General features: G+C 52.3%; 23 protein-coding genes. 13 read left to right on the plus strand and 10 right to left on the minus strand.

The features are described 5' to 3' along the window. Positions 1–9: 9 nt before the first annotated feature. The 5 genes from phrB to B2R29_RS07660 all read right to left on the minus strand — a co-directional run bounded on the left by phrB (position 10) and on the right by B2R29_RS07660 (position 4750). Positions 10–1431 (minus strand): deoxyribodipyrimidine photo-lyase, encoded by a 1422-nt coding sequence (gene phrB, locus B2R29_RS07640; RefSeq protein ID WP_301180497.1) that lies wholly within the window; start codon positions 1429–1431, stop codon positions 10–12. Continuing rightward, positions 1428–2279, minus strand: coding sequence for a MerR family transcriptional regulator (locus B2R29_RS07645; protein WP_301180498.1), 852 nt, complete (start codon positions 2277–2279; stop codon positions 1428–1430). Before B2R29_RS07645 ends, phrB begins: the two co-directional genes overlap by 4 nt. 2 nt (positions 2280–2281) lie before the next feature. Continuing rightward, entirely contained in the window at positions 2282–3253 is a 972-nt protein-coding gene (locus B2R29_RS07650) for a YbgA family protein (protein ID WP_301180499.1), read from the minus strand. Positions 3254–3369: 116 nt separating this feature from the next. Further along, complete coding sequence (locus tag B2R29_RS07655; RefSeq protein ID WP_301180500.1) at positions 3370–3768, minus strand: sirohydrochlorin chelatase; 399 nt, start codon at positions 3766–3768, stop codon at positions 3370–3372. Continuing rightward, the gene (locus tag B2R29_RS07660) at positions 3761–4750 is read right to left on the minus strand and encodes an NAD(P)/FAD-dependent oxidoreductase (RefSeq protein WP_301180501.1); all 990 of its coding nucleotides are present in this window, start codon (positions 4748–4750) and stop codon (positions 3761–3763) included. The genes B2R29_RS07655 and B2R29_RS07660 overlap by 8 nt, the downstream gene beginning before the upstream one ends. Positions 4751–4927: 177 nt before the next feature. Here B2R29_RS07660 and B2R29_RS07665 point away from each other — a divergent pair, with 177 nt between their 5' ends. The 8 genes from B2R29_RS07665 (at position 4928) to B2R29_RS07700 (ending at position 14745) form a co-directional block, all read left to right on the plus strand. Then, entirely contained in the window at positions 4928–6700 is a 1773-nt protein-coding gene (locus B2R29_RS07665) for an acyl-CoA dehydrogenase C-terminal domain-containing protein (RefSeq protein ID WP_301180706.1), read from the plus strand. A 50-nt stretch (positions 6701–6750) separates the two neighbouring features. Then, positions 6751–7656, plus strand: a complete 906-nt coding sequence (locus tag B2R29_RS07670; protein ID WP_301180502.1) for a TIGR01777 family oxidoreductase — start codon at positions 6751–6753, stop codon at positions 7654–7656. 227 nt (positions 7657–7883) lie between these two features. After that, entirely contained in the window at positions 7884–8213 is a 330-nt protein-coding gene (locus tag B2R29_RS07675) for a hypothetical protein (protein WP_068434966.1), read from the plus strand. 177 nt (positions 8214–8390) lie between these two features. Continuing rightward, positions 8391–9920, plus strand: coding sequence for an FMN-binding glutamate synthase family protein (locus tag B2R29_RS07680; protein WP_301180503.1), 1530 nt, complete (start codon positions 8391–8393; stop codon positions 9918–9920). Between the two features lie 287 nt (positions 9921–10207). After that, entirely contained in the window at positions 10208–11758 is a 1551-nt protein-coding gene (gene mqo / locus B2R29_RS07685) for a malate dehydrogenase (quinone) (protein ID WP_301180504.1), read from the plus strand. Between the two features lie 130 nt (positions 11759–11888). Next, positions 11889–13025, plus strand: coding sequence for a Re/Si-specific NAD(P)(+) transhydrogenase subunit alpha (locus B2R29_RS07690; RefSeq protein WP_301180505.1), 1137 nt, complete (start codon positions 11889–11891; stop codon positions 13023–13025). An 11-nt stretch (positions 13026–13036) separates the two neighbouring features. Further along, complete coding sequence (locus tag B2R29_RS07695; protein WP_068438061.1) at positions 13037–13321, plus strand: NAD(P) transhydrogenase subunit alpha; 285 nt, start codon at positions 13037–13039, stop codon at positions 13319–13321. Between the two features lie 14 nt (positions 13322–13335). Beyond that, positions 13336–14745 carry an NAD(P)(+) transhydrogenase (Re/Si-specific) subunit beta gene (locus tag B2R29_RS07700; protein ID WP_301180506.1) on the plus strand — a complete coding sequence of 470 codons (1410 nt, stop codon included), beginning with the start codon at positions 13336–13338 and terminating at the stop codon, positions 14743–14745. A 10-nt stretch (positions 14746–14755) separates the two neighbouring features. Here B2R29_RS07700 and B2R29_RS07705 read toward each other — a convergent pair whose 3' ends face one another. The 5 genes from B2R29_RS07705 to B2R29_RS07725 form a co-directional block, all read right to left on the minus strand. Next, positions 14756–16279, minus strand: a complete 1524-nt coding sequence (locus tag B2R29_RS07705; protein ID WP_301180507.1) for an FAD-binding domain-containing protein — start codon at positions 16277–16279, stop codon at positions 14756–14758. Beyond that, on the minus strand, positions 16276–17661 hold the full coding sequence (locus B2R29_RS07710; protein ID WP_301180508.1) for a DASH family cryptochrome: 1386 nt from the start codon (positions 17659–17661) through the stop codon (positions 16276–16278). Before B2R29_RS07710 ends, B2R29_RS07705 begins: the two co-directional genes overlap by 4 nt. Continuing rightward, the gene (locus B2R29_RS07715; RefSeq protein WP_301180509.1) at positions 17661–17849 is read right to left on the minus strand and encodes a DUF2256 domain-containing protein; all 189 of its coding nucleotides are present in this window, start codon (positions 17847–17849) and stop codon (positions 17661–17663) included. The genes B2R29_RS07710 and B2R29_RS07715 overlap by 1 nt, the downstream gene beginning before the upstream one ends. 1 nt (position 17850) lies before the next feature. Further along, positions 17851–19380 (minus strand): cryptochrome/photolyase family protein, encoded by a 1530-nt coding sequence (locus B2R29_RS07720; protein WP_301180510.1) that lies wholly within the window; start codon positions 19378–19380, stop codon positions 17851–17853. Between the two features lie 105 nt (positions 19381–19485). Beyond that, positions 19486–20391 carry a LysR family transcriptional regulator gene (locus B2R29_RS07725; protein WP_301180511.1) on the minus strand — a complete coding sequence of 302 codons (906 nt, stop codon included), beginning with the start codon at positions 20389–20391 and terminating at the stop codon, positions 19486–19488. A 131-nt stretch (positions 20392–20522) separates the two neighbouring features. Here B2R29_RS07725 and B2R29_RS07730 point away from each other — a divergent pair, with 131 nt between their 5' ends. The 5 genes from B2R29_RS07730 to B2R29_RS07750 are packed head-to-tail and all read left to right on the plus strand — an operon-like array spanning position 20523 to position 26697. Next, positions 20523–21785 (plus strand): 3-hydroxyacyl-CoA dehydrogenase, encoded by a 1263-nt coding sequence (locus B2R29_RS07730; RefSeq protein WP_301180512.1) that lies wholly within the window; start codon positions 20523–20525, stop codon positions 21783–21785. Between the two features lie 49 nt (positions 21786–21834). Further along, complete coding sequence (locus B2R29_RS07735) at positions 21835–23619, plus strand: acyl-CoA dehydrogenase C-terminal domain-containing protein (protein ID WP_301180513.1); 1785 nt, start codon at positions 21835–21837, stop codon at positions 23617–23619. A gap of 26 nt (positions 23620–23645) precedes the next feature. Continuing rightward, on the plus strand, positions 23646–24815 hold the full coding sequence (locus B2R29_RS07740; RefSeq protein WP_301180514.1) for an iron-containing alcohol dehydrogenase: 1170 nt from the start codon (positions 23646–23648) through the stop codon (positions 24813–24815). Between the two features lie 18 nt (positions 24816–24833). After that, a complete protein-coding gene (locus tag B2R29_RS07745) occupies positions 24834–25268 on the plus strand; it encodes an acyl-CoA thioesterase (protein WP_301180515.1) in 435 nt (144 codons plus the stop codon). Between the two features lies 1 nt (position 25269). Continuing rightward, positions 25270–26697, plus strand: coding sequence for an aldehyde dehydrogenase family protein (locus tag B2R29_RS07750; protein ID WP_301180516.1), 1428 nt, complete (start codon positions 25270–25272; stop codon positions 26695–26697). The last annotated feature ends 83 nt before the right edge of the window (positions 26698–26780 follow it).

The raw sequence follows: 26780 nt of genomic DNA on the forward strand, positions 1-26780 counted from the left end.
GCGTTTGCCTCAGTTCTCCATGCTTTTGAATGTATCCAGCGCACGTTGCCGCGCCGCTTTATGATCTACGATTGCCTCAGGATAACCACAGGCTTTTCGGGCCTTGTCATCCGGAAAGTGCCGGGCTTTCGGCGACAGGCCGTTCAGCTCTGGCAGGTAACGAGCAATAAAGTGCCCTTGCTCATCAAACCGTTCAGATTGCGTCACCGGATTGAATATCCGGAAGTAAGGCGCTCCGTCTGCTCCAGTAGACGCACTCCACTGCCAACCCCCATTGTTCGATGCAAGGTCGGCATCCACCAGGTGTTGGCTGAAAAACTTCTCTCCCTTATGCCAGTCGATCAGCAGGTGTTTGGTAAGGAACATGGCCGTCACCATACGCAATCGATTGTGCATCCAGCCCTGGTCTACCAGTTGCTTCATCGCTGCATCAACGATGGGGTAGCCCGTTTCTCCTTTGCACCAACGCTCGAAGTCGCTGGCGCTGTCGCGCCATGGCACATTCTCATAATCCGAGCGGAATGCCCGGTGCTTGCATAGTTCAGGATAGGCCACAATCAGGTGGCGGTAGAATTCGCGCCAGACGAGTTCATTAATCCAACTATCGAGGCCATTCTCTCCGCCACTGAGTAAACATCCGTTTCGTTGCCAGGCGGTGTAAATACACTGGCGTGGCGATAGCACGCCCAGTGCGAGATAAAATGAAAGCCGGCTCGTCGCATCCAACTCTGGAAGATCACGCTGCTCGTGGTACTGCAGACCGTCTTTATCCAGAAATTCTTTTAGCTGCTCGTGAGCAGTGTCTTCACTTGGGTCCCAGAGGGCGTCCTCGGTGAACTCGGGGGACCAGCTGTTATCTGCCCAGTGGTCGCGGATGTCGTGGGAGATAGTGTGCATATCCTGCTGCCCAGGGGCTGAAGACGGTGCGTTGATGTAGTCTTTCTGCAGACGTAACCACGCCTTACGGAAGGGCGAGTAGACCCGGTAAGGGTCGCCATTCTGAGTTTTCAGATCACCCGGCGGGACAATGCACTGGTCGTGAAACTTATTGATCTGGATAGCGTTGTCCTTAGACCACTGGCACAGCTCAATATCACGATGACGCTCGTTGACTTCGTATTCGAGGTTGTAATTCAGCTCAGAGATATCATAGGTCTCGATGAGGTGCTGAAGAGCCTCTTTGGCTTCGGTAAATGTATCCTTCTTCAGAATGAGAAGGGGTATGCCCAACTCATCAAGTGACTGCTGCAGGTTGCAGGCGGCCTGCTTCATCAGATTGATTCTGCGTTCACCAAGGTCATGCTGCTGCCATTGCGCTTCAGTAACGAAGTAGATGGCCAGCGTTGCCTCCTCATCATCCCGGCGGCTGTGCATCAGTGCCGGATTATCGAGTACCCGCAAGTCAGTTCTGAACCACATGAGGCGTGTCATGAGCGGCCTCCTGCGTGTTGTATAAATGTCTGTATCTGCTTACTCATGGGTTGTTGCAGTGCCTGTGCTTCATCAATGTCATCGGGAATGTCGCCCGAAAAGTAAACGGGTATGCGGCATTTCTCCGACAGACTCTGCCACAGCACCTGTTCGTCATGACCTGTCGGGTGAACGTGTGCCCAGACCCAGGAAAAATCCAGCATGTCTGACACTATACGAACGTCATCCGGATTCAGATGCACTCCGAAGTATTCCAGTCGGAATCCGGCTGCTCCGAGTGCGTAAGAGGCTGCCAGAAGATGAAGTTCAGCCTGTTCGTGATTGGTACACATCAGTAAACCGGGTCCTTCCGCATGCTTCTGCTGGAGTTGTATGAGTTGTGAGAGCTTGCGCTGCAGTAAGTGGGTATACGCGTTCAGAATCAGAGTGTCGCTGCTGGCTTGGCGTAGCTCCGTAATAACGGGCAACAGGCAACGTTCGTAATAAACAGCCATGGGGTAGCTGGCGAGACCATTACTCCATTCATCGTCGAGGGCACGTGAGTTCAGGTCACGCGCAGAGGCCAATTGGCGGCTTATGAGGTCTTCCCATTCATCCGAAGGCGATGATGGATTCGCAGGTGGCTCATTCAATAGCAGCTTTACTTGCCGTATCGGGTAGCCCTGATCCAGCCAGTACAGAATCGACTTAACTTGAGTGACGTGTTCGTCGGTGTAATACCGATGCCCTTTGGCAGTGCGCAATGGTTGAATAATGCCGTAGCGGCGTTCCCACGCTCTGAGCGTGACCGGGTTCACCCCGGTCAGGCGCGCAAATTCTCGTATCGGGTAGCCGACGCACTCTGCCATATTCACAGCGTATTCCTCAGCCCCAGCTCATATGGGTGGGGGTTCAGGTAAACCTGCTGTCGTGCATACGCATTCGCTTCCTGATGGTGGTTCAGGTGGTGTTTAAGCAGGGTCAGCGGAACGACGAGCGGAATAATGCCCCGACGATATTCCAGAATAATCCGCGCCAGCTCTTCTTTGTCTGCGGGACTGATTAAATTTTTAAGGTACCCCTGCAGGTGCATCAGAGTATTGGTATGTGTCTTGCGGCTGGCAGGCTTGGCCAGTGCTGTCATAAGAAGTGCGAAGTACTCGCTGGCAATACCATTGATATCCCCTGAAAGATCGCTGAGCAGACGCCCAGTCTCTTTATAGTGCACGGTGCTGTGCGCCATGATCAGGTACTTGTAGCGAGAGTGAAAGTCGATCAGGCGGGCCGGTGTCACAGTGGTTTGAGTAAAAAGCTGCCAATCGCGATAGGTAAACACCCGAACCATAAAGTTCTCTCGCAGTGCTGCATCATTTAACCGACCGGCTTCTTCAATGGGTAGGAGCGGGTTCAGGCGCGCAAATTCACTGGCGAAAATACCTGAGGCTTTCCCTTCAGGGTGACCATTTTTGAGGTAGCGCTTTACACCGAAAACGCCACAGCTGGGGCTTTTCTGCATAAAGATAAATCCACAGAGATCCTGATTGAGAGCGCTGACTTTGACCGCCTCAGACCTGAGATCATCTGTTACATCTATATCAGGTGAATCGACGCCTACAGCGCGCACGCTTTCATCCGAGGGGGATTCGCTGACCAGGCGGATAGGTTCACGGGGGGTGCCCATCCCAATGGCCACTTCCGGGCACATGGGGCGTAGGTTGAAATAGTCGCTGAGGACATCCGTGCAGAAGCGGGAGCGCTTGTGGCTGCCATTGAACCGGACGGCCTGGCCTGTGAGACAGGCACTGATGCCTACAGGGATTTTGTTGTCAGATGAATAAACCATGTACAACTCCTGAGGGTTATTTGTATAAGTTCATTCTGCGACGGGTATCTTGTACAAGTCAATAAAAATTGTACAAGAAATCCCATTTTTGTATAACTTAATGCTTGCCGATGAAGTCAGCGCCCTGAATTGACCTGCCGTATCACGATATTGCGCAGGGCATCAGTGACTTCAGGCTCAAGCCCGACCGGAGGATGTAACTCAATAGTCACCTCGTGTCCTTGTTCTGCGAGGGTGACCTGCAAGGCGTCAAGTTGACCGGGTACGTCTTTGCGCAGATGGCGTCCAGCGGCAAAGAACAAAGGCATAATATCAATGTGGTTGAAGCCTTCTTCGGCGAGTTTGATGATCTGCCCTTCCATCGAGGGCTCAGCAAGCTCCATGTAAGAGAGCTCGACCCGTTCACCTTCGAGCCCCTTTCGTATGTTCGTCAAAAGGTTTGAGAACGGCGCAAGCCAGTTAGCATCGCTGCTGCCGTGAGCGAGCAACAGGGTGGCTGTCTTTGAGTCAGTCATGGTGGGTTCCTGTGAGAATGTTGGCGGCGGCGCGACCACTCAGCCATGCCCCTTCTATTGAGGGCTTGAGGCACCAGTCGCCGCACAAAGTCAGATTATGAGCTTCGTCACGCAGAGCGCCAAGCCCCGACGAGTTAGCAGGTAGCGAGTAGAGCCAACGATGCAGCCAGATATCGGAGGCCGCTACAGTGCAGCCTGTCGCGATAGCGAACGCTTCTTCAAGCTCCTGTTGAACCTGCTCTCGCGGTGCATCTTTTTTGCGTTCACTCCACTCATGGTTTGCCTGAATGACCCAGGCCTCGCGTGCGTCGCGGCCGGGTTTACTGTTGTTTCTGGCTATCCATGAAATCGGTCCGGACTTAACGAACGCAGCGTCAAAGGCGCATTCGAGAGAGTTCTCGAAGCCAAGTAACAGAGTCCAGCACGGCAACATATGAACGCCGCTGACTTGTTCGTTAAGTTGTGACTCTGCTGGCAATAAAGGCAGTGCCTGTTGTGGCGGTGTGTTGATAATGAGTTCATCGAATGGTCCGAACTCAGTGCCATCTTCGTCAGTCAGTGACCATGTACCGGAATCGCTATTGAATTGCGTTTCAACGATGCGGGTCTGGGTAATGAAATCGTCGGCCGCCTCCAGCAGTTTACGGCTCAGGCCCGTCATCCGTGGCATGCCTACATAGCGGTCTATATCGTCAGGTGAAGCGGTTCTTTGTGTCCCGTTAATTGCCCACGGTGTGACATCCCAATGGGCGACCCACCCATCCGCTTCCCACATCTTTAGCTGCGTTCTGAACTCGTCGGTGTGGGCGCGCATGAATTGGGCTCCCATATCCCAGCTGGATGCTCCGGATTTCTTACTGGAAAGACGCCCGCCTGAGCCTCTCGATTTATCGAAAACAGTGACGGAGCAGCCATGTTTACTGAGTGTTTGAAGTGCGGTCAGTCCAGCGACTCCGGCGCCTATGATGGCGATCTTTTTCATAACTCTGATCCCGGGTGGCTCATATAATCTGCGATCTTGAAGTTATAACCCGGACGCTTCTTACTTGTACAAGTGCGGTGGGGTTAAGTACCTGAGTATTGTGGCGGTATTTTATCGGTTGTACAAATTTATTCTCTTGTGTATAACTAACGTATAACTATTGATTATTGAGGAAATATCATGACTTATCGTGCTCCACTCCGTGAAATGCAGTTCGTGCTCTACGAAGTACTGAACGGCGACACTGTTTTGCCAGAGCTTCCGGGCTGCGAGGATGCAACGCGAGAAATTATGGATGCGATGCTGACTGAGGGCGCCAAGCTGGCTGAGAACGTGTTGGCCCCACTTAATACGTCAGGCGACCGTGAAGGTTGCCACTACGATACCGAAACCAAATCGGTCAAAACGCCCGAAGGATTCCCGGACGCCTACCGTCAGTTTGCTGAAGCCGGATGGACGGCGCTGGCTGGGCCTGTTGAGTACGGTGGCCAAGGGTTGCCCCACACATTGAATACCCTTGCCGAAGAAATGGTTTGCTCCGCCAACCTGTCTCTGGGTATGTACCCGGGGCTGACGCACGGCGCCGTGAACGCTCTGACCAGCTATGGTTCCGACGAGCTGAAAGAGAAGTATCTGCCAAAGCTGATCAGTGGTGAGTGGTCGGGCACCATGTGTCTGACAGAGCCTCAGTGCGGTACGGATCTGGGCCTTATTCGCACGAAAGCAGAGCCCCAGGCGGACGGATCGTACGCTATTACTGGTAACAAGATCTGGATCACCGGTGGTGAACACGATCTCGTGGATAACATTGTGCACCTTGTACTGGCTAAACTGCCGGACGCTCCGGGTGGTTCAAAAGGTATTTCTTTGTTCCTTGTCCCCAAATTTCTGGATGACGGCTCGCGCAACCCAGCATTCTGCGGTGGCCTTGAGCACAAGATGGGCATCAAAGCATCAGCCACGTGTGTCATGAACTTCGAAAACGCCAAAGGCTGGTTGATTGGCGAGCCGCACAAAGGTTTGCAGGCGATGTTTGTGATGATGAACAGTGCTCGCCTGATGGTGGGTCTGCAAGGCCTGGGCATTGCTGAGGCGGCATATCAGGTGTCTCGTGACTTTGCCAAAGAGCGTCTCCAGTCCCGTTCTCTGGCAGGCCCGCAGGCGCCTGAGAAAGCGGCTGATCCGATTATTGTTCACCCGGATGTACGTCGCATGCTGTTGCGCCAGAAAGCAACAATTGAGGGCGGTCGGGCGTTGGCTTACTTTACTTCGATGCAGCTTGATATCGCACACAAGGCGGCAACAGAAGAAGAGCGTCAGCAGGCAGACGACATGGTGCAGCTGTTAACGCCTATCGTGAAGGCATTCCTGACCGATGAAGGTTTCTTCTGCGCAAACGATGGTCTGCAGCTTATGGGCGGTTCTGGGTTCACTCAGGACTGGCCGGTAGAGCAATTCGTACGTGACTCGCGTATCACCCGCATTTATGAAGGCACCAACGGTATTCAGGCGCTCGACCTTGTGGGTCGTAAACTGGGTCATGCCGGCGGTCGTGCAGTAAAGAGTTTCTTCGCTATGCTGGACAGCTATATCAAGACCGAGGGCGGCGTGCCGTTCGGTGACGAGCTGAAAGCTGCAACCGGCCGTCTGCAGAAAGCGACGATGTGGTTGATGCAAAACGGTATGAGCGACCGCGAGCAGGCTGGTTCTGCGGCAACGCCGTATCTGCGTTTGTTTGCTCTGACGGCGATCGCTTATTTCTGGAGTCGTATGGTGGTGACGGCAGAACAGGCGTTGGCCGATGGTTCGACCGAAACCGACTTTTATGCAGCCAAGAAAGAGACAGCGGCTTTCTACATGCATAAACTTCTGCCACAAACACTGTCTCTGCTGGCCGAAATCGAAACGGGTAAAGACAGTCTGATGGGAATGACCGCCGATCAGTTCTGATGGGCGTACCCAATAAATCTGGTGGCCACTGCGGCCGGGAGGATAGAGCCATGAGCAAACACATCCTGATCACAGGCGGCACCGGATTTATCGGTTCAAAGCTGGTACCTCATTGGGGATCACTCGGGCACAGAATTACAGTTCTGACCCGTGATCCTGGCAGAGGAGCGAGGTTGCTCGGCAAGTCAGTGAAGTTCGTAAAAGACTTCGCTGAAGTGACGGATAAGGTCGACTGGGTGATCAATCTGGCGGGCGAGGGAATAGCCGATAAACGCTGGAGCGAGCCTCGTAAGGCCGAACTCAGGGCCAGTCGAGTGACCTTGACTGAAAGTCTTGTCCGCTGGGCGAAATCGACCGGCCAGCACTTCGAGTTAGTACTTACCGGTTCCGCGGTGGGGTACTACGGCAGCGTGGCGGGTTCTACCCCCTCGTTTAATGAATCATCCGCACCAGGTACGGGTTTTTCAGCCAGTCTGTGTATCGATTGGGAACAAGCGGCCGATCCTTTGCAGGAAATTTCTGAACGGATTGTCTGGTTGCGTACTGGTATTGTGCTCGGCCAGCACGGTGGCATGTTGAAGCGGATGTGGCTGCCATTCAGTCTGGGCTTAGGTGGCGTAATCGGGTCTGGTGATCAGATTATCTCATGGATTCACCGTGACGATTATATACGTGCATTAGACTTCATCACGGAGCATTCATTAAGCGGCGCGGTCAATATGACGGCTCCCTACCCAGCGATGAATCGTGAGTTTACGCGCACACTTGGCAGAGCCATAAATCGTCCAACCCTCTTTCCTATGCCTGCCTTTGCAGCTGGTATGGTGTTCGGTGAAATGTCAGAGCTGTTGCTTCAGGGTCAGAAAGTTCTACCCACGGCGCTCATGACCGCCGGATTTACTTTCCAGTACCCCAATTTAAGCCAGGCATTAGAGGTAATTGCGGCTGAGTGGTAATCTCAGCCGCGTAACGGGGTGTGAATCAGAACGGATAATTGACACCTGTCATAGGTAGCATTCCTACCTTAACTTTCCCATTTGTTCTCTTCATTCATGCTGAAAACACGGAAAAATGACACCCGGAAGTTTCGTGTAGTTTTCTGTTATCCGCGATGGAAAAGGCGCCCATCGCCAGCTAAACCTAAGACTGTACACAGACAGAACTGCTACAGGTAATAAGCATCATGAGCATCAGCCGTCAGACACTCGATCAGTACCTTTTTGAATTCGATCAGAGTTATCAGGTGAGTTACGTAAACTTTTCACGTGCATCGGATCTTGCAGATGCTCAGCTGATTCTCACATTAGAACGGGGTTGTGAACGTAAAACGTTCGCTTTTTCCCAACCGCATTTTAACGACGTCGACAAGAATCTTGTCGCCAGTAAGGGGCTTTATATCGCAGCGATTAAAAGCTCGCCTCTGGCGCCAAATCGGGTTGAAGTTGGCGACATCGACGGTGGGTTTGCCTACTTCACCGCGAAGAACGTAAAGAACATCACCCCAATGGCATGAAGCCGGGGTTAAGTTGGCCATGCCACAGCACCAGAAAGCAGCCTTCGGGCTGCTTTTTTTGTGTCTCTTACATTATTTTTTACACCGGCAACGCTCTGTCTCGTGAGATTATTGATAAAGTGACTTTTACGACTCAATAGACTGTTTTACCCTGTGTGCAGACACAGGAGATTCTGCATGACCGACGATATTTTTTATGCCGCCGCTTGGGGCGTACTTGCTCTGCTGGCGCTTTTTTTGGGCGGAATCCTGCTCGGAACACTCTGGTTTTTGTGGGCCTATGTGTCAGACCGACTCCAGACACAGCATACGGTACGGCGTAATTTCCCGGTCATTGGTCGCTTCCGTTACCTGTTTGAGCATCTGGGTGAATTTTTTCGCCAGTATTTCTTTGCCATGGACAGAGAAGAAATGCCGTTTAACCGGGCAGACCGGAGTTGGGTCTATCGCGCGGCTAAGAACCTGAGCACAACGGTTGCCTTTGGCTCAACGCGACGCCTTGATACCGCGGGCACCGTCATGTTTGTGAATAGCCCATTTCCATCGCTAAGCAAAGATCTGAGCGAGTCTCAGGTACTCACCATAGGCAAAAATTGTCGTACCCCCTACAGTACCAGCGCGTTGATCAATATTTCTGGCATGAGCTACGGCGCCTTGTCGAAGCCGGCTGTGCAGGCGCTCTCACGGGGAGCAGCAAAAGCGGGCTGTTGGATGAATACAGGAGAGGGCGGGTTGTCTCCTTACCATCTTGAGGGGGATTGCGACATAGTTTTTCAGATTGGAACGGCCAAGTACGGCGTTCGCAAAGAAGATGGCTCTCTCGATGATGAGAAACTGATCGAAATTGCGCACCGTCCGCAGGTGAAAATGTTTGAGATCAAACTAAGCCAGGGCGCTAAGCCCGGAAAAGGCGGCATATTACCGGGCGCCAAAGTGGGGGAGGAAATCGCCGCGATTCGTCATATTCCTGTTGGGGAAGACTCCATCAGCCCGAACGGCCAGCCCGAAGTCCGTTCGGTCAGCGACCTGCTCGATATGATCAACCACGTTCGTGATATCACCGGTAAACCCACTGGATTCAAAGTGGTACTGGGTGGGAATGACTGGATACGGGAGTTATGTCGTGAGATTCACCTGCGTGGCAAAGACAGTGCCCCGGACTTTATAACCTTAGACGGTGCAGAAGGCGGAACAGGCGCGGCGCCTCAATCGTTAATTGATTACATGGGGCTGCCACTGGCTCAGGCGCTGCCTATGCTGGTGGATACCCTCGACGAATTTGAATTACGCCCTCGAATTAAAGTCATTGCCTCCGGCAAACTGATCACGCCAGATCGGGTCGCTTGGGCGATTTGTGTCGGTGCAGATTTCGTAACGTCCGCACGCGGATTCATGTTCGCTCTGGGTTGCATTCAGGCGTTGCAGTGCAATAAGAATACCTGTCCGACCGGCATTACAACCCACGACCCCAGGTTGCAGCGGGGCCTGGTTCCGAAAGATAAGGCTGAGCGTGTTGCTCATTTTGCCAGTACCTTGGTCAAAGAAGTGGGCGTGATCGCTCACAGTTGCGGTGTAGAAGATCCGCGCCAGTTACAGCGACATCACGCCCGTATGGTGCAGCCAAATGGCGAGGCCCGACTCCTATCAGAGTTATACGGCAAAGAAGGTTTCCACCCGCCAACCGAAGGGGCTGCCGAGGCATCCTGAATCCCCTCTTTTCTCTGCGGCAGGGCAGGCCTGCCGCCGCTTTTCGCCTGCTTTGGCGTCGACTTCTGCCAGCTTCTAGCCTGACTTTCGTATAACTCGTATGGATACGGCATCTTTTATCTATAAGCTTTGACTTATACTTATAATAAAAAACTATACAGATTAGCTTTTCAGCGTTCGTTGTATCATAGGCACATATTCAGACAGTCAGGGCCACAAGCCCGGCTGTCGCTGCGCACACCCGCGCTAATCGGACAATATGATCTTCGCCTACTGGAGAAATCAAGATGGCAACGAATAAAGTAGATGCCCTGCTCGTAGGCAGTGGCGTAATGAGCACAACACTGGCGACATTACTGAAGAAACTGGATTCTTCGTTGAACATCCTGATGGTAGAACGTCTGGATCAGATTGCTGCAGAGAGCACCGACGGCTGGAACAATGCCGGTACCGGGCACGCGGGCTACTGCGAACTCAATTACACGCCGCAAGATGCCGATGGCCAGGTGGCCATTGAGCGAGCGCTCACGATCAATGCTAACTACGAGATTTCACAGCAGCTGTGGTCGTCTCTGGTTGAGTCTGGCGATCTGCCTTCTCCTGATCAATTCATTAATTCAACGCCACACATCAGTTTTGTCTGGGGGCAGAAAAACGTTGAATTCCTGCGTAAACGCTATGAAAAGCTGAAAGATCATCACCTCTTTGCAGATATTGAATACAGTGAAGATGCCGATACTCTCACTGAGTGGATGCCTCTCGTGATGGGTGAGCGCGCTGATGGAGAGCCTGTTGCGGCGACGCGTGTGGCTTACGGTGCCGACGTTGATTTTGGTTCTCTCACTCGCAACATGGTGGCCAGCCTTGAAAAGCAACATGGTTTTGATCTGCGTCTTGGCCATGAAGTGACCAACCTGAAAAAGAACGGTGGCAATAACTGGCACGTTACTATTAAGGATCGCAGCACTGGCAAGAAAGAAGCCATCACGGCAGGGTTTGTTTTCCTGGGTGCGGGTGGTGGAGCATTACCCTTGCTGCAGAAATCAGATATTCCGGAAAGCAAAGGTTACGGCGGCTTCCCGGTATCTGGTCAGTGGTTAGTCTGTCAGAACGAAGAAGTAATTAAGCAACATCACGCTAAGGTGTACGGTAAAGCAGCCATCGGAGCACCTCCGATGTCAGTGCCACACCTCGACACACGTATCATTAATGGCAAACCTGCACTGCTGTTTGGACCGTATGCGGGGTTCACAACGCAATTTCTTAAGGCAGGGTCACGTCTAGATCTGTTAAAATCCGTCAGCGCTAACAATCTGAAACCCATGATCGACGTAGGCCTGAATAACATGGATCTGACCCGCTATCTTATTAGCGAGGTGATGCAGTCACACAAAGACCGTGTTGCAACACTCCAACAATACCTGCCTTCTGCAAAAGCAGAGGACTGGACGCTGGCGCAAGCTGGTCAGCGCGTGCAGATTATTAAGAAGGATGAAAAGGGCCGCGGCAAGCTGGAGTTCGGTACCGAACTGGTGGCTGCCGAAGACGGTTCTCTGGCAGCGTTACTCGGTGCATCTCCGGGTGCATCAGTGGCGGCCAAGGCGATGATCGAAGTGTTAGAACGCTGTTTCCGTATGCGTATGGACGGTGGTTGGAAATCAAAACTGAAGGCTCTGGTGCCTTCTTACGGTGAATCTCTGGTAGATAATGCACATCTGCTGCAGGACGTTCGCCGTCATACTCTGACTACGCTGGGTTTGCAGGCCATTGCCGGCAATGAGACCTCAGAGGAAACTCACCACCAGGAACGACAGGAGCAACGCCGTTCCTTTGGCTGACAGAAGTTTCATGTAGTTAATTCCATATTTACAAAAAAGCCGCTTATGCAGTCAGTTACCTGACCGCAGGCGGCTCTTGTTTGTTTTAAAAACTTCAGACTTTAAATTTAAATTAACAGGAGTACTAACCATGCTGATTGGTGTACCTAAGGAAATTTATCCTGGGGAAGCCCGGGTTGCCATTATACCTTCGGGTATACAGGCGCTTCTGGACAAAGGCTTTGCCGTCGTTGTTCAGGAAGGTGCTGGTGATGGCGCACACTTTGGCGATGAAGAATATCGTGCGTGCGGTGCGAGTATTGCGCCGTCTGCAGAGTCTCTTTACGAGCAGGCGGATATTATTCTGAAAGTGCGCAACCCTCAGGAAGAAGAGCTGCCGCTGCTGAAAGAAAACAGCACGCTGATCTGCCTGATGGATGCCTGGTTTAATCTGCCCATGGTAGAAAAACTGGCAGCACAGAAAGTACGTTCTTTCGCTCTGGAATTTATTCCACGCACTACCCGTGCGCAGTCAATGGACGTACTCAGCTCTATGGGCGCGATCAGTGGTTACCGCTCTGTACTGACGGGCGCCATGGCCTTGCCTCAGTATTTCCCGATGCTGATGACTGCCGCAGGTACTATCCACCCGGCTAAAGTATTCATTATCGGCGCTGGTGTTGCCGGTCTGATGGCTATTTCTACTGCTCGTCGTTTGGGTGCTGTGGTAGAAGCGTACGATACCCGCGCAGAAGTGCGTGAGCAGGTTGAATCTCTGGGTGCTAAGTTCGTTGAATTTGATCTTGAGACCGAAGAAGGCAACAGCTCTGGTTACGCTAGCGAAAAATCAGAAGAATTTTATCGCAAGCAGCGTGAGCAGATGACTACTAAGATCTCTCAGGCAGATCTCGTCATCACCACCGCTGCTATCCCAGGTAAGCCATCTCCGCGTCTGATCACCAAAGACATGCTGCACTACATGAAAAAAGGTTCAGTGATTGTCGATCTGGCCGCAGAGCGCGGCGGTAACGTCGAAGGCACTGTCGCGAACGATAAAGTGTACCTCGATGGCGTGACTATCATCGGTTACACCGATCACCCAGGTCGTGTGCCTGTACATGCTTCCCAGCTTCTGACCAAAAACATTTCTACCTTCCTGCTGAATATGGCGGATGATGGTGAACTGTCTGTGGATATGGAAGACGATATTGTTGCGGCCACTCTGGTGACCGAAAACGGTGAAGTAAAACACGAAGGGCTCAGTGCTCAACTGGCTGGAAACGCGTAAGGAGTAGTCTTATGGAAATGTTTATCCTGAGCCTCACGATTTTTGTGCTGGCTGTATTCGTTGGTGTGGAAGTGATTAATAAAGTACCACCAACACTGCACACGCCACTGATGAGTGGCACTAACGCTATTTCGGGCATTGTTGTTGTGGGTGCCATCATCAGCTCTGGCGGCAGCGAGCACACCACCGTTCTGTCGACGGTTCTGGGTGTGGCAGCGATCGCGCTGGCGACCATTAATATTGTGGCGGGCTTTATGGTTACTGACCGCATGCTCAACATGTTTAAAAAGAAGTAAGGGGCGATTAATTCATGGAAACTGTAATTAACATCGGTTATCTGGTCGCCGCCGTACTCTTTATTCTCGGCATTAAAGGCATGACCAAGCCAAAGACAGCGGTTCGTGGTAACCAGATGTCTGCAACCGGTATGCTGGTGGCGATCATTGCTGCTCTGCTGGACCACAATGTCGTGAGCTACGAGTACATCATTATTGGTGTGCTGATTGGCGGTACGATTGGTGCGTTTATCGCCAAGAAAGTCGCAATGACTGACATGCCGGAGCTGGTTGCTGCTCTGAACGGTATTGGTGGCGGTGCATCCCTGCTGGTGGCGTCTGCTAACTATCTCGAAAGCCAGAAACTGGCTGAAATGGGTCAGTTCGTTCCTACCTACGATTGGTCAATCGCCGTTATTCTGTCGATCCTGATCGGTGCCGTGACTCTGACCGGTTCTTTTATTGCTGTTGGTAAACTGAAAGGAAAAATCGGTGATGCTAAGCAGGTTCGCCTGTTCAAGTGGATTGTAAAACTGAGCCTGGCTGCATTGTTGGCCGGTGCCGCGTACTTCGCTGCGGTTGATCCTGTTAACTCTGATCTGCTGATCGCTGGCCTGATTGTTCTGTGTCTGGTGTTGGGTATCTGTCTGGTGATGCCAATCGGTGGCGCAGATATGCCGGTGGTTGTTGCACTGTTGAACTCATACTCAGGTCTGGCTGGTGCTGCCGCAGGTTTCGTACTGGGTAACAATGGTCTGATTATTACTGGTTCTTTAGTAGGTGCGTCCGGCATCATCCTTACCAGCATTATGTGTAAAGCAATGAACCGCTCACTGACGAACGTACTGTTCGGTGGTTCTATGTCTGAAAGCTCAGGCGTAAGCCGTTCAGAAAATGATGCTTTCTACGAAGGTAAAGTGAAGTTCTCTTCTGCTGATGAGCTGGCGATGCTGCTTGATGGCGCTCAGAACGTCGTATTCGTACCGGGTTACGGTCTGGCCGTCGCTCAGGCGCAGCACGCAACACGTGAACTGGCGGGCATGCTGGAAAAACAGGGTGCGAAAGTTAAATACGCTATTCACCCGGTTGCCGGTCGTATGCCGGGTCACATGAACGTACTTCTGGCAGAAGCAGAAGTACCGTACGACCAGCTGGTAGAAATGGACGCGATCAACCCTGAATTCTCGCAGACTGATGTTGCGATTGTTCTCGGTGCGAACGACGTGGTTAACCCAGCGGCTGCAGAAGATCCGAATTCACCAATCTTCGGTATGCCAATTCTCGATGTGCACCATGCTAAGACTGTCGTTGTTGTTAAACGTGGTCTGTCACCTGGCTTTGCAGGTATTCCTAACGAACTCTTCATCCGTGATAACTCACTCATGGTGGCAGGCGATGCTAAGAAGGTTCTGCAGGATACAATTTCGGCGTTGAAGGACCTGTAAAGTTCGCTGTTTAAAACAACGTCATTTGGCCCGCACTGCGGGCCTTTTTTTTGCCTGAAGAATGTCGGTTGTTACTGCGTTTACGCGAGCCATGCTTCTCGCCAATAACCTGAGCGGTGGTAAAAAATTCAGAGTCACGAACAGACTTCAGGTCTGCCCGCGCTTGTCGGGTTGCCGCAGCGAAGTCGACCAGAGGAGTGGGGTAATCCTTACCAATAATGCAGTTTGATTTTTCCTGAAGTGAGCGTGGCATCAACCAGGGCTCGAATATCCACTGATCTGAGACATGCTCTAATTCGGGCACCCAACGACGCACAAACAACCCTTTGGCATCCAGCCTTTGCGCCTGCAGGATAGGGTTGTACATACGTGGAATATTAATCCCGGTAGTGCCTGCCTGCATCTGCACCTGCGGGTAATGAATACCCGGCTCGTAATCGGTAAACAGTGATGCCAGATAGCGCGATACAGGTTGCCAGGGCAGTGCGAGAGGATAAGACGCAATTGAAATAAGCATGGCGCGCATGCGGAAGTTAACCCAGCCGTTGGCAATTAAATAGCGCATAGAGGCGTCGACCATTGGCCAGCCCGTGTTGCCCGTTTTCCAGGCCTCGAACTTTGCCTCATCGAAGGGGCGGTTGAGTTGCTCTGTCAGAGGATGCAGATTGTGAATTTCCATATCCGGCTGATCTTCGAGCTTCTGAATAAAATGGCAGTGCCACCAGAGCCGGGATTCAAAGGCGGATAAACTGGCCTTCCAGCGTCCTTCTGCGGATCTGCGTCGGGTCCTGACGGCCTGAACCAGTTCGCGCATACCGATGCAGCCAAGTGCCAGATAGGGGCTCAAACGTGAACAGCCTGTTTCTGCGGTCAGCGGCGAACTGATTGAGCCGCGATAATATTCCCCACGTTGGTTCAGAAAGTCTGAGAGTACACTTAAACCAGCAGCCCGCCCTCCGTGTTGTGGGTTCGCCACGTCAGGCAGATGGCAGGAAACACGTTCTGGTAATTGTTCAGGCTTCAGAAAATCGTCATTTCTATTTACGGCCAGAAAATGAATGTGCTCAGGCTTTGGATATTGCGCCTGCGTCATCCATTGATTCCAATGAGATGCCCAGTTATCGCGACTACCATGAGGGCGTCGTACACCATTCTGTGGGTACTCTGTCCATGGAATATTTGATTTCTTCAGTAGCTTTTTCAGCTTCAGGTCACGTGAGTAGGTCCAGAGGTTCCCGGTCTCTTCGTGGCTATGAACACCTTGAATGGTCAGGCTTTCTGCGAGCTTATTAAAACGAAGCACCGCATCACCGCTCATACAGATAAGCTCGCCGCCAATTTTTTTCAGCTGTTTATTCAGATCGATCAATGCTTCTCGTGTGAAGGCCCACTGGCGCTGACTGGTGTCATCCAGTTGCCAGTAATCCGGCTCAAAAATATACAGAGCCAGAACAGTGCCTGATTGTGCGGCATGCCAGAGCGCTGCGTGATCCTCAAGTCGTAAGTCACGCTTAAACCAGACGATCTGGGTCATGATGTGAGATCGAAAGCAGGAACGGTGACGACGGGAGGGGGGAAAGACGCGAGCAGTTTTCTTCCAGCCTGATGATCGAGAATTTCCTGCAGACTATTCTCTTCAATTTCCGGGCACCAACGGCGGATATGGCTGAGTTCCGGATCATACTGCTGCAGCTGCTTGTTCAGGTTGAACTCACGAACCGGTCTTGGGTCATGACCCACACCTGCAAGGTAAGACCAATTACCGTAATTGCTGGCGACATCAAAATCGCACAGGTACATCTCAAACCACCGAGCCCCTAGGCGCCAGTCCAGCTTGAGTTGATGGATAAAATAGCTGGCCATGTTCTGACGTAGTCGGTTAGAAACAAATCCGGAATGTCTGAGTTCTCGCAGTCCTGCGTCAATCATAGGGACGCCAGTGCTGGCGTTGCACCAGGCCTGCCAATGGACGCTGTTTTCTGACGCCTCAATGCTTTTTCTCTGAATGCCAGAGCGTGCAAACAGGCGTTCACCATGTACACGCATAGACCAGTGGAAATACTCGCGCCAGAGTAGTTCGAACCTCAGCCAATAGGTATGTTCGTTTTCTCCATAGCTGGCCTCGTACTTCAGTATTTCGTGCCAGATGTATCGCGGTGACAGACACCCCCATGCCAGCCACGGACTGAAGTGACTACTGAACAGTTCGCCAGTCAGCGCATTCCGTGTTTCTTTGTAATGGGAGATGGCTTTTTCTTGCCATAGATAGCGGTTTAACCAGGCTTTTCCTGGTCTTTCTCCCCCCTGACAGCCAAGCGAAACAGCGTATTCGCTTTGCGGCCAACTGATGGATGCGCTGGTCCTCAGTGGTTGTTCATGAATCAGGAGACGTGTTGCTTCTTTACTTTCCGGAATAAAAAATTTATCTGGCCATTTCTCTACCGTTTTACGGAATTTAGAGAAAGACGCAGGAAAGTCGTTCAGTAGTGACTCTACTTGAGTTTGACTGAACAGTGTCTGACTCTCATAGGTCACCAGGTCGATGTCATAGTTTTTGATGGCTTCAAGCCATTGGCGTTCTTCAGGGGCCTGTGCATCGGCTGTCAGCAGTTTCATATCACCACAGAGTTCATCCCGCAGGCGCGTGATAATATCGACCGGGTGGCCGTGGTACATATGGAAGTTAATGGTCTGATCTTCAAGTTGTCGATGAAGGTCAATCAGTGAGGCGCGTAAAAAATGTGCTTTAGCGCTACCCAGCCTGCTCATGCCATCGTCGTCTGTCGTCAGCCAATGCTCAGGTAAGATATAAACAACGGCCAGCGGCGCACCGTCTTCAACGGCAAGCCGGAATCCCTCGTGGTCATGCAGACGCAGATCATTCCGCAGCCACAATACTTGGGTCGTCTTCTGCATCAGAACTCGTCCTCCACACTCGCGCTTGCGCACAGATTTGCAGCTGGCGCTGATTTGGCTGCACGCTTACAACGTTGCGAGCAATAGCGAACGTTGTCCCAGTCACGCGCCCATTTTCGCCGCCAGCAAAATGGTCGTTCACAATGAGCACAGTTCTTCTCTGGTAGGTTTGCTTTTTTATGTGCCATATCAGAGATTATCCAGGCGACTCAGAAGATCGTCGGCGCGGGCAATAATCCGATCCTTTTTGTCGTCTTTCATCTTATCGAGAGTCCGGTAAATCATTCCCATACGATGATTGTTTTTAAAGTCATCACGATGTCGGTCAATGAAATGCCAATAGAGGCTATTGAACGGGCAGCTGTCTTCTTCTATCTGGGTTTTGACCGAGTAGTGGCAGTGGGAGCAATAATCCGACATTTTATGAATGTAGTTGCCGGATGCAGCGTAGGGCTTACTGCCGAGGTAGCCACCGTCCGCATGCATGACCATTCCGAGGGTGTTAGGAAGTTCGACCCAGTCGTACGCATCGGCATACACCGCCAGATACCAGTCGCAGATTTCTTCGGGCTTAATGCCGGTCAGCAGGGCAAAATTTCCCGTGACCATTAAACGCTGAATATGATGCGCATAAGCATGATCAAACGTATTTTTAAAACAGTCCGACATGCAGGCCATTTTAGTGTTGCCATCCCAGTAATAGCGGGGCAGTGAGCGCTTGTTCTTTAAAGTATTCTGTTTCGCGTAGCGGGGCATGTGTAGCCAGTAAATGCCTCGTACGTACTCGCGCCAGCCGATAATCTGGCGAATAAAACCTTCTACTGCATTAAGCGGAGCACGATCATCGTTCCAGGCACGTTGGGCGGCATCACATACTTGTTTTGCGGTCAGTAAGCCGCAGTTCAGGTAGGGTGATAGCAGGCTATGGAACAAGGCCTTTTCACCACGCACCATGGCATCCTGAAAATCACCAAAATTCGTCAGGCAATGCTGAATAAAAAAGCCCAGTGCGGTTGAGGCCTGTGCTTTTGTCGTCGCCCAATGAAAGTCTTCAAGGGAGCCGGGGTGATCGTCGAAGTTTTCTTCAACAAGTTTGATGACTTCCCGGTCGATATCATCGCGCTCAAATACCGGAGGGTTAGGGAAGGGGGTTTTTCCATCCCACTTTTTGCGGTTGTCCGCGTCGTAGTTCCATTGTCCGCCTTCGGGCTCGCCATCTTTCATCAGATAGCCGGTTTTACGGCGCATTTCCCGATAAAAGTATTCCATGCGTAATTGCTTACGGCCGTCTGCCCAGTCAGCAAACTCTTTGGTCGTCGCAATAAAACGATCGTCGCCATAGACCTCCACTGGAATATTCAGGGCCTTTGACCACTCGCGATCCATGGCATTCTGAAGTCGGTATTCACCACATTGAGTCAGAACCAGCCGTTCTGCTGAGTACTCTTTGGTGTAATGTGCCACCACATCAAACAGGGATTTGAAGTTTCCCTGTGAATTGTACTCGTAGTAATCGACCTGCCAGCCAGCATCTCTCAACTCCTGCGCGAAGTGACGCATGGCGCTGAACAGCAGGGCTATCTTCTGTTTGTGGTGTTTGACGTAGGTGGCTTCGTCGCGGACCTCGGCCATGATCAGGCGATCGACCTTCGGGTCGAGGACGCGAAGACTAGCGAGGTCATGAGTCAGTTGATCACCGAGAATCAGCCCGAGGCGCATAAGTTATACATTTCTACGTTTGAAAGTATAACTAATGTATAACTATATGGCTGGATTTGCCAGTGTGCGAGCCTGCCAACGCAGACTACCAGAGCTGTCTGTTGGTCAGATTGCGGTAAATTCCTGCTGCAGTGTGCCGATAAGCCAGTCCAGCGCGAGGTCGTCACCACGAAGGGACGATGTGATGATATCCACATCAAACGGAGGAATCGGCAAAGGCAGAGGGGCAAGCTTGATGGGCAGCAGGCCAGAATACTGATCTGCCATACGCTTGGGCAGTACAACCACCATATCGTTGCCTATGATCAGGTGGGTAGCGCCCAGGTAATTTGGGGTCACAAGGACGATGTCACGCTCAAGATTATTATCGTCGAGCCACATATCAACAACGCCACGGTGCTGTCCGCCGGATACCCAAATATGGCGCAGGGCAAGAAACTGGTCGAGATCAAGCCCAGTGGTCAGATCGAGCTGTTGTGGGTCGTAAGCGACGACCAGGTTCTCTTTCAGAAATGGCGTGCGACGGATACGGGGCGGCAGTTCGCCAAAACGCCCGATACAGAGATCGAGGTTGCCATCCTCCAGTGCTTTCGTAGGCGTATCTGGTGGCAGGTCAAGGATGTCGAATTCGATGCCGGGTGCTGTTGTGCGCATGTAAGCCAATAAACGTGGCATCAGCGCCAGTTCGGCGTAGTCTGTAGTGGCGATACGGAAACGTCTGCGGCTGGATTGAGGGTCAAATTGATGACCTCCCGACAGAGTGGTCTCAATCTGTTGAATGGCCTGACGTATAGGTGCTTCCAGTGACAATGCCAACGCGGTCGGCTGCATGCCTTGTGCCGTACGGATGAGCAACTGGTCATCAAGCAGGCTGCGCAGACGGTTGAGAGCGTTGCTGATGGCCGGTTGGCTCAGAGCCAGCTGGTCGGCGACCCGCGACACATTGCGTTCGCGCATAAGTGCGTCGAAGATGACCAGCAGGTTCAGGTCAAAGTTGCGGATATTCATCATCACAATAAGCTATATCACTATGTTTAATTTCATGTGCTTCTTCAATCTTGGTCAGAATGAGCCGAGAAACTGATCGAACAAGCATAACAACTTAATAGTAACCCGGATAACACACGGGACAGGCAAGGTATATGACTCAAGCAAACCTCCCTTCAAACGTAAACGACATTCAACAGGTTGCAGTGATTGGCGCCGGTACCATGGGGCGCGGCATCGCTATTTCTTTTGCTAATGCGGGTATCAATGTCACTCTGCTTGATCTGAATGAAGAGGTTCGTTCACAAGCCATGAGTTACATCGAAGGCATCTATGCCGGGATGGTGAAGCGTGAACGCATCACGCAGGCTCAGGCGGATGAGCGCCTGGCTTGTTTCAGTCTGAGTGGCGATTACGCTGAAATTGCAGACGTTCAGCTGGCGATTGAAGCCGTATACGAAAACATCGACCTCAAAAAGACGATCTTCAAGCAATTGGATGAGACGCTGAACGCGAACGCCATCCTGGCGACCAACACGTCATACCTCGATGTTGATGCGATTGCCGCGGCAACCTCTCGCCCAGAGCAGGTGCTCGGTTTACATTTCTTCAGCCCGGCGCACATCATGAAGCTACTCGAAATCGTGCGCGGTGAGAAAACTGCTCCTGCGGTTCTCAAGTTAGCCGAAGAGCTGGGTCAGCATATCGGTAAGGTCGCTGTTGTTGCCGGTAACTGCCATGGCTTTATCGGTAACCGCATGCTTAAGCCCTATGTCTTTCAGGCTCGTCGCCTGCTGCTCGAAGGTGCCTTGCCGGCTCAGGTAGACAGTGCCTTGCAGAACTTCGGTATGGCGATGGGGCCGTTCCGTATGTACGACGTTGTTGGGATTGATCTTGAGTGGCGTTCGCGCCAGCTCTCGGGCGAGCAGTTGCCAGAAGGTTCAGCAGAAGAACTGAACGTACGAGTGGATAATCAACTGTGTGAACAGGAGCGCTTTGGCCAGAAATCCGGCAAGGGTTACTACCGCTATGAAAAAGGCAGCCGTGAAGCCATCGTTGATGAAACGGTCGAAGCCTTAGTCGTCGAGACGTCAGAAAAAGCAGGCTTTGAGCGTCGTCAAATCAGCGATGAAGAGATCGTCGACCGCTGCATTCTGGCACTCATTAACGAAGGCGCGAAAATCCTTGAAGAAGGCATTGCCCGCAACAGTGCCGACATCGATAAGGTGTACCTGAATGGTTATGGCTTCCCGAAAGAACGCGGTGGCCCGATGGCCTATGCGGATGAATGCGGTTTAGCCGATATTCTTGCGCGTACCGAGGCACTTGCCGAACAACACGGTGAAGCCTGTGCTCCGGCACCACTGCTGAAACAGCTGGCGGAAAGCGGCGGTAAGTTTGCAGATATTTCGAACTAAGCAAACGCAAAAAAACAGACAATAAAAATTCAGAAACAGGTTTTTTACTATGACAGCGTATAAGGCTCCACTGCAGGACATGCGTTTTATTCTGCACGACGTACTCGATTCTACGGCACATTTTGCGCGCCTGGGGCGCGATGACCTGACCGCCGAGATTGTTGATGCTGTATTGGAAGAGGGCGCCAAATTCAATGAAGGCGTACTGGCGCCACTGAATCGCAGTGGTGATGAAGAAGGCATCACATTTAAAGACGGTGAAGTCACCACACCAGAAGGCTTTGCTGATGCTTATCGTCAGTTCTGCGAGAACGGCTGGGCCTCAATGACCGGCGGCGAAGATTTCGGCGGGCAGGGCTTCCCGGTCTCTATGGCAGCGCCATTCCAGGAAATGATGATGAGTGCCAATTTATCATTTCGCGTGTATACCGGCCTGACCGACGGTGCTGTGTTTGCGTTGAATATGCACGGCACTGACGAGTTGAAAACTACCTACCTGCCGAAAATGATTTCTGGTGAATGGACTGGCACCATGTGCCTGACCGAACCGCACGCCGGCACAGACCTGGCGCTGCTGCGTACCAAAGCCGAGCCTCAGGCCGATGGCAGTTATGCGATTTCCGGCACCAAAATCTTTATCAGTGGTGGCGAGCAGGATTTCACCGATAACATTGTTCATCTGGTGCTGGCACGTCTGCCGGATGCTCCGGCGGGTGTAAAAGGTATTTCGCTTTTCCTCGTACCTAAGATGCTTGAAGATGGCAGCCGCAACGGCGTTGCCTGTGGTTCTGTTGAGCACAAAATGGGGATTAAAGCGGCGGCCACCTGTGTGATGAATTTCGATGGCGCCAAAGGCTGGTTGATCGGCACAGAAAACCGCGGCCTGGCGTGTATGTTTACCATGATGAACGACGCCCGTTTTCAGGTCGGGCTGCAAGGCCTCGGCGTTGCCGAAATGGCGTATCAGGGCGCGGTGGAATACGCGATTGATCGTTTGCAGTCGCGTTCACTGACTGGCCCGAAAGCCCCTGAAAAACCGGCTGACCCGATTATCGTGCATCCGGATGTACGCCGTATGTTGCTGACGCAGAAAACCTTAGTCGAAGGTTGCCGTATTCTGGCGTATGAAGCCGCCCAGTATCTGGATATGGAGCAACATCACCCAGACGCTGAAGAGCGCGAAAAAGCTGCTGTGCGTGCAGCTCTTCTGATTCCGGTCGTGAAGTCCTTCCTCACTGATATGAGCGCAGAGGCCGCGAACATCGGCATGCAGGTATATGGCGGTCATGGCTTTATACGCGAATGGGGTATGGAGCAGCTGGTGCGCGATGGTCGAATTACCCAGATTTATGAAGGTACCAACGGCATTCAGGCGCTGGATCTGATGCGTCGTAAAGTCATGGGCGATCAGGGGGCTGAGCTGTCGCGCCTGCAGGACGAAATCGACGCCTTATGCGAGGCCAACGATCTGCACGAATCCCTGCGTGAGCAGGTCGCAGCACTGACTTCAGCGAACGCCCACTGGCGCAAACTGGCACAGGATATTATTCAGCGCGCAGCTGATAACCCGGAAGAAATCGGCGCCTGTGCGACGGATTTTCTGAATTTCTCATCCTATGTACTTCTGGCTTATGGCTGGTTACGTATGGCGTTAACGGCGCAGAAAAAACTCGATGACGGCTCTGGCGACAGCGCCTTTTATGAGGCAAAGCTGGCGTCGTCGCGTTTCTACTTTGAGCGTATTTTACCGCGTGCTGAATTGCACCGTCAGGTACTGCAATCGTCGGCGGATAACCTGTTTGGGCTGACCGCTGAACAATTTGTGCGCCAGTAACCTGAGACGTAAAAAGGAGAATAATAATGACAGCATTTACCTTTACGACGACCCGTACCATCATCAACGAGCCGGGTTCGGCCCGACGCCTTGCCGCTATCTGTGAAGAGCAGGGCGCTCGTAGTGTGATGCTGGTGACTGACCCGGGCATCATCAACGTCGGCCTGCTCGAAGACGTATTGCCTGCATTTAAAGAATCCGGCATTCAGTTAACCTTATTCAAAGACGTTGAAGCCGACCCGGCCGACAGCACTGTCACCGACGCTGCGAATCAAGCGCGCGCTGCAAAAGCAGATTACGTGGTTGGTTTTGGTGGTGGCAGTTCAATGGATGTCGCCAAGCTGGTGGCGTTGCTTGCACACTCTGAATGCAAACAGCCGCTCAGCGATATGTATGGTGTTGGCAATGCGCGTGGTAAACGTCTGCCTTTATTGCAGGTGCCGACCACCGCTGGCACAGGGTCTGAAGTCACACCGATTGCGATTGTGACCACAGGCGCGACGACCAAGGCAGGTGTGGTATCGCCGGTATTGCAGCCCGACATTGCTCTATTAGACGCGGAGCTGACCAAAGGCCTGCCAGCGCATGTGACGGCGGCCACCGGTATTGATGCCATGGTGCACGCGATCGAGGCGTATACCTCAGTGCACAAGAAAAACCCTGTATCCGATATGCTGGCTAAAGAAGCCTTGCGGTTACTGTCGTCAAATTTAATGGCTGCGGTCAACGAAGGGCATAACCTGGAAGCGCGCAGTAATATGCTGCTCGGTGCACTATACGCGGGTCAGGCATTTGCTAATGCGCCAGTGGCGGCAGTGCATGCGCTGGCGTATCCGCTGGGCGGTCATTTTCATATTCCGCACGGTCTGAGTAATTCTTTGGTATTGCCGCATGTGATGCGCTTTAACGCAGCGAATGACACGGCAGCGGCGCAGTATGCTGAGCTTGCGCCTTACATCATGGGGTTGGATGCACCCGAAGGCAGTCCGGCGCAAATCACAGATGCACTCATTACCTGGCTTGAACAGCGCATCAAAGAGACGGGCCTGCCGATGACGTTGCGTGAATGTGATATTCCGGAGGATGCCATTCCCATGCTCGCCAGCGAAGCCATGCTGCAACAACGTTTGCTCATTAATAATCCGCGCGAAGTTAGCGAAGCGGATGCTCTGGCTATTTATACCGCCGCTTATTAATTTGAAAAAGGATGACCCATGAGCAGTGAAAAGCCGCTGTTACGCAGTGATTATAAAAAATTCGTACCCATCACGACGCGCTGGATGGATAACGATATTTACGGTCATGTGAATAACGTTACCTATTACTCTTACTTCGACTCTGCGGTTAACCGTCATTTAATCGAAGAGGGCGGGCTGGATATTCACGATGCACCGATTGTAGGTTTTGTGGTGAATTCGCATTGCAATTACTTAGCGCCGATTGCGTATCCTGACGCCATTGAAGTGGGCTTGCGGGTTAACAAACTGGGCAACAGCTCGGTGACTTACGGTGTGGCCATATTTAAAGAAGGCGAAGAGCAGGCCTGTGCCTTTGGCGACTTTATTCATGTGTTTGTGGAACGCGCGGCGAATAAATCCGTCCCAATACCTGAACCGATACGAAATGCACTCTCGCAACTGGTGATCTGATATGAGTAAGACCTATCCCTATTATCTCGCAGGCGAAGCGGTATACGCCAATACAGACCTGAAAGTCACCGATAAATACAGCGGCGAAGTGGCCTACGAAGTACCACTGGCGACGCCGGATGTTCTCGATGAAGCCATCGCCGCCGCCGAAGGCGCAGCCGAGGCAATGCGTAATATGACGGTGTACGAACGTCAGGCCGTCCTTCAGCACTGCGTAAAACGCTTTACTGAGCGCGCGGACGAATTGGCAGAAGCGCTTTGCATTGAAGCCGGTAAGCCAATTAATGATGCAAAAGGCGAAGTCGGCCGCCTGATCGACACCTTTAAAATTGCCGCAGAAGAAACACCGCGCATGCTCGGTGAGACACTGCCTCTGGATATCAGCCCGCGTGCCAAAGGCTATCGTGGTATGACTCAGCGCGTGCCGATTGGCCCGTGTGCCTTTATCAGCCCGTTTAACTTTCCGCTGAATCTCGCTGCACACAAAGTCGCTCCTGCGATTGCTGCCGGTTGTCCGTTTGTTCTTAAACCGGCCAGCATGACGCCAATCGGGGCTTTGGTGATTGGTGAAATTCTCGCAGAAACGGATCTCCCGAAAGGCGCGTTTTCGATCTTGCCTTGTCGCCGTGACAGCGCCGATATGCTCACCGAAGATGATCGCCTGAAGCTGCTGAGCTTTACCGGCTCGCCCGAAGTCGGCTGGGCACTGAAAGCACGTGCCGGTAAAAAGCCCGTCGTGCTTGAACTTGGTGGTAATGCGGCGTGTGTGGTTGATAACGATTGGGACCTCGATGATGCCATATCGCGAGTCATCATTGGTGCGTTTTACCAGTCAGGTCAGAGCTGTATTGGTGTGCAGCGCCTGTACGTTCACAGCGATGTGTACGATGAATTTAAAGAGAAGCTGGTTGCGAAAACCAAAGCACTGAAGAGCGGTGACCCTAAAGACCCGGAGACCTTTATCGGCCCGATGATTTCAGAAGGCGAAGCGGAGCGTCTGCACGGCTGGATCAAAGACGCACTGGACCGCGGTGCAACCCTGCTGTGCGGTGGCGAGCGTGAAGGAAACATGCTTCAGGCCAGTCTGTTTGAGAATGTGCCTGCGGATTGCGACCTCAGCGCCGAAGAAGCCTTTGGCCCGGTGGCGATTCTTGAGCCGTTCGATGATTACGACACAGTTCTTAAGAAAGTGAATGACAGTCGTTATGGTCTGCAGGCCGGTATCTTTACCCGCGATCTGTATAAAGCACAGAAAGCCTGGGACGAACTCGAAGTCGGCGGTGTCGTTATTGGTGATGTACCGAGCTGGCGCGTCGATCACATGCCGTATGGCGGCGTAAAAGACTCTGGTATCGGTCGTGAGGGCATCCGCTATGCACTCGAAGACATGACCGAACTGCGTCTGATGGTGGTACGTACGCCTCAGTAGCCAGTCTTTCAAGTCAGCCAGTCTATCGAGTCAGGTTGTCACTTGGTGCCCGCCCAGTTAATTACTCTGGGCGGGCGCATATG

Source organism: Thalassolituus sp. UBA3500, from assembly GCF_002377545.1.
Taxonomy (GTDB): Bacteria; Pseudomonadota; Gammaproteobacteria; order Pseudomonadales; family Oceanobacteraceae; genus Thalassolituus.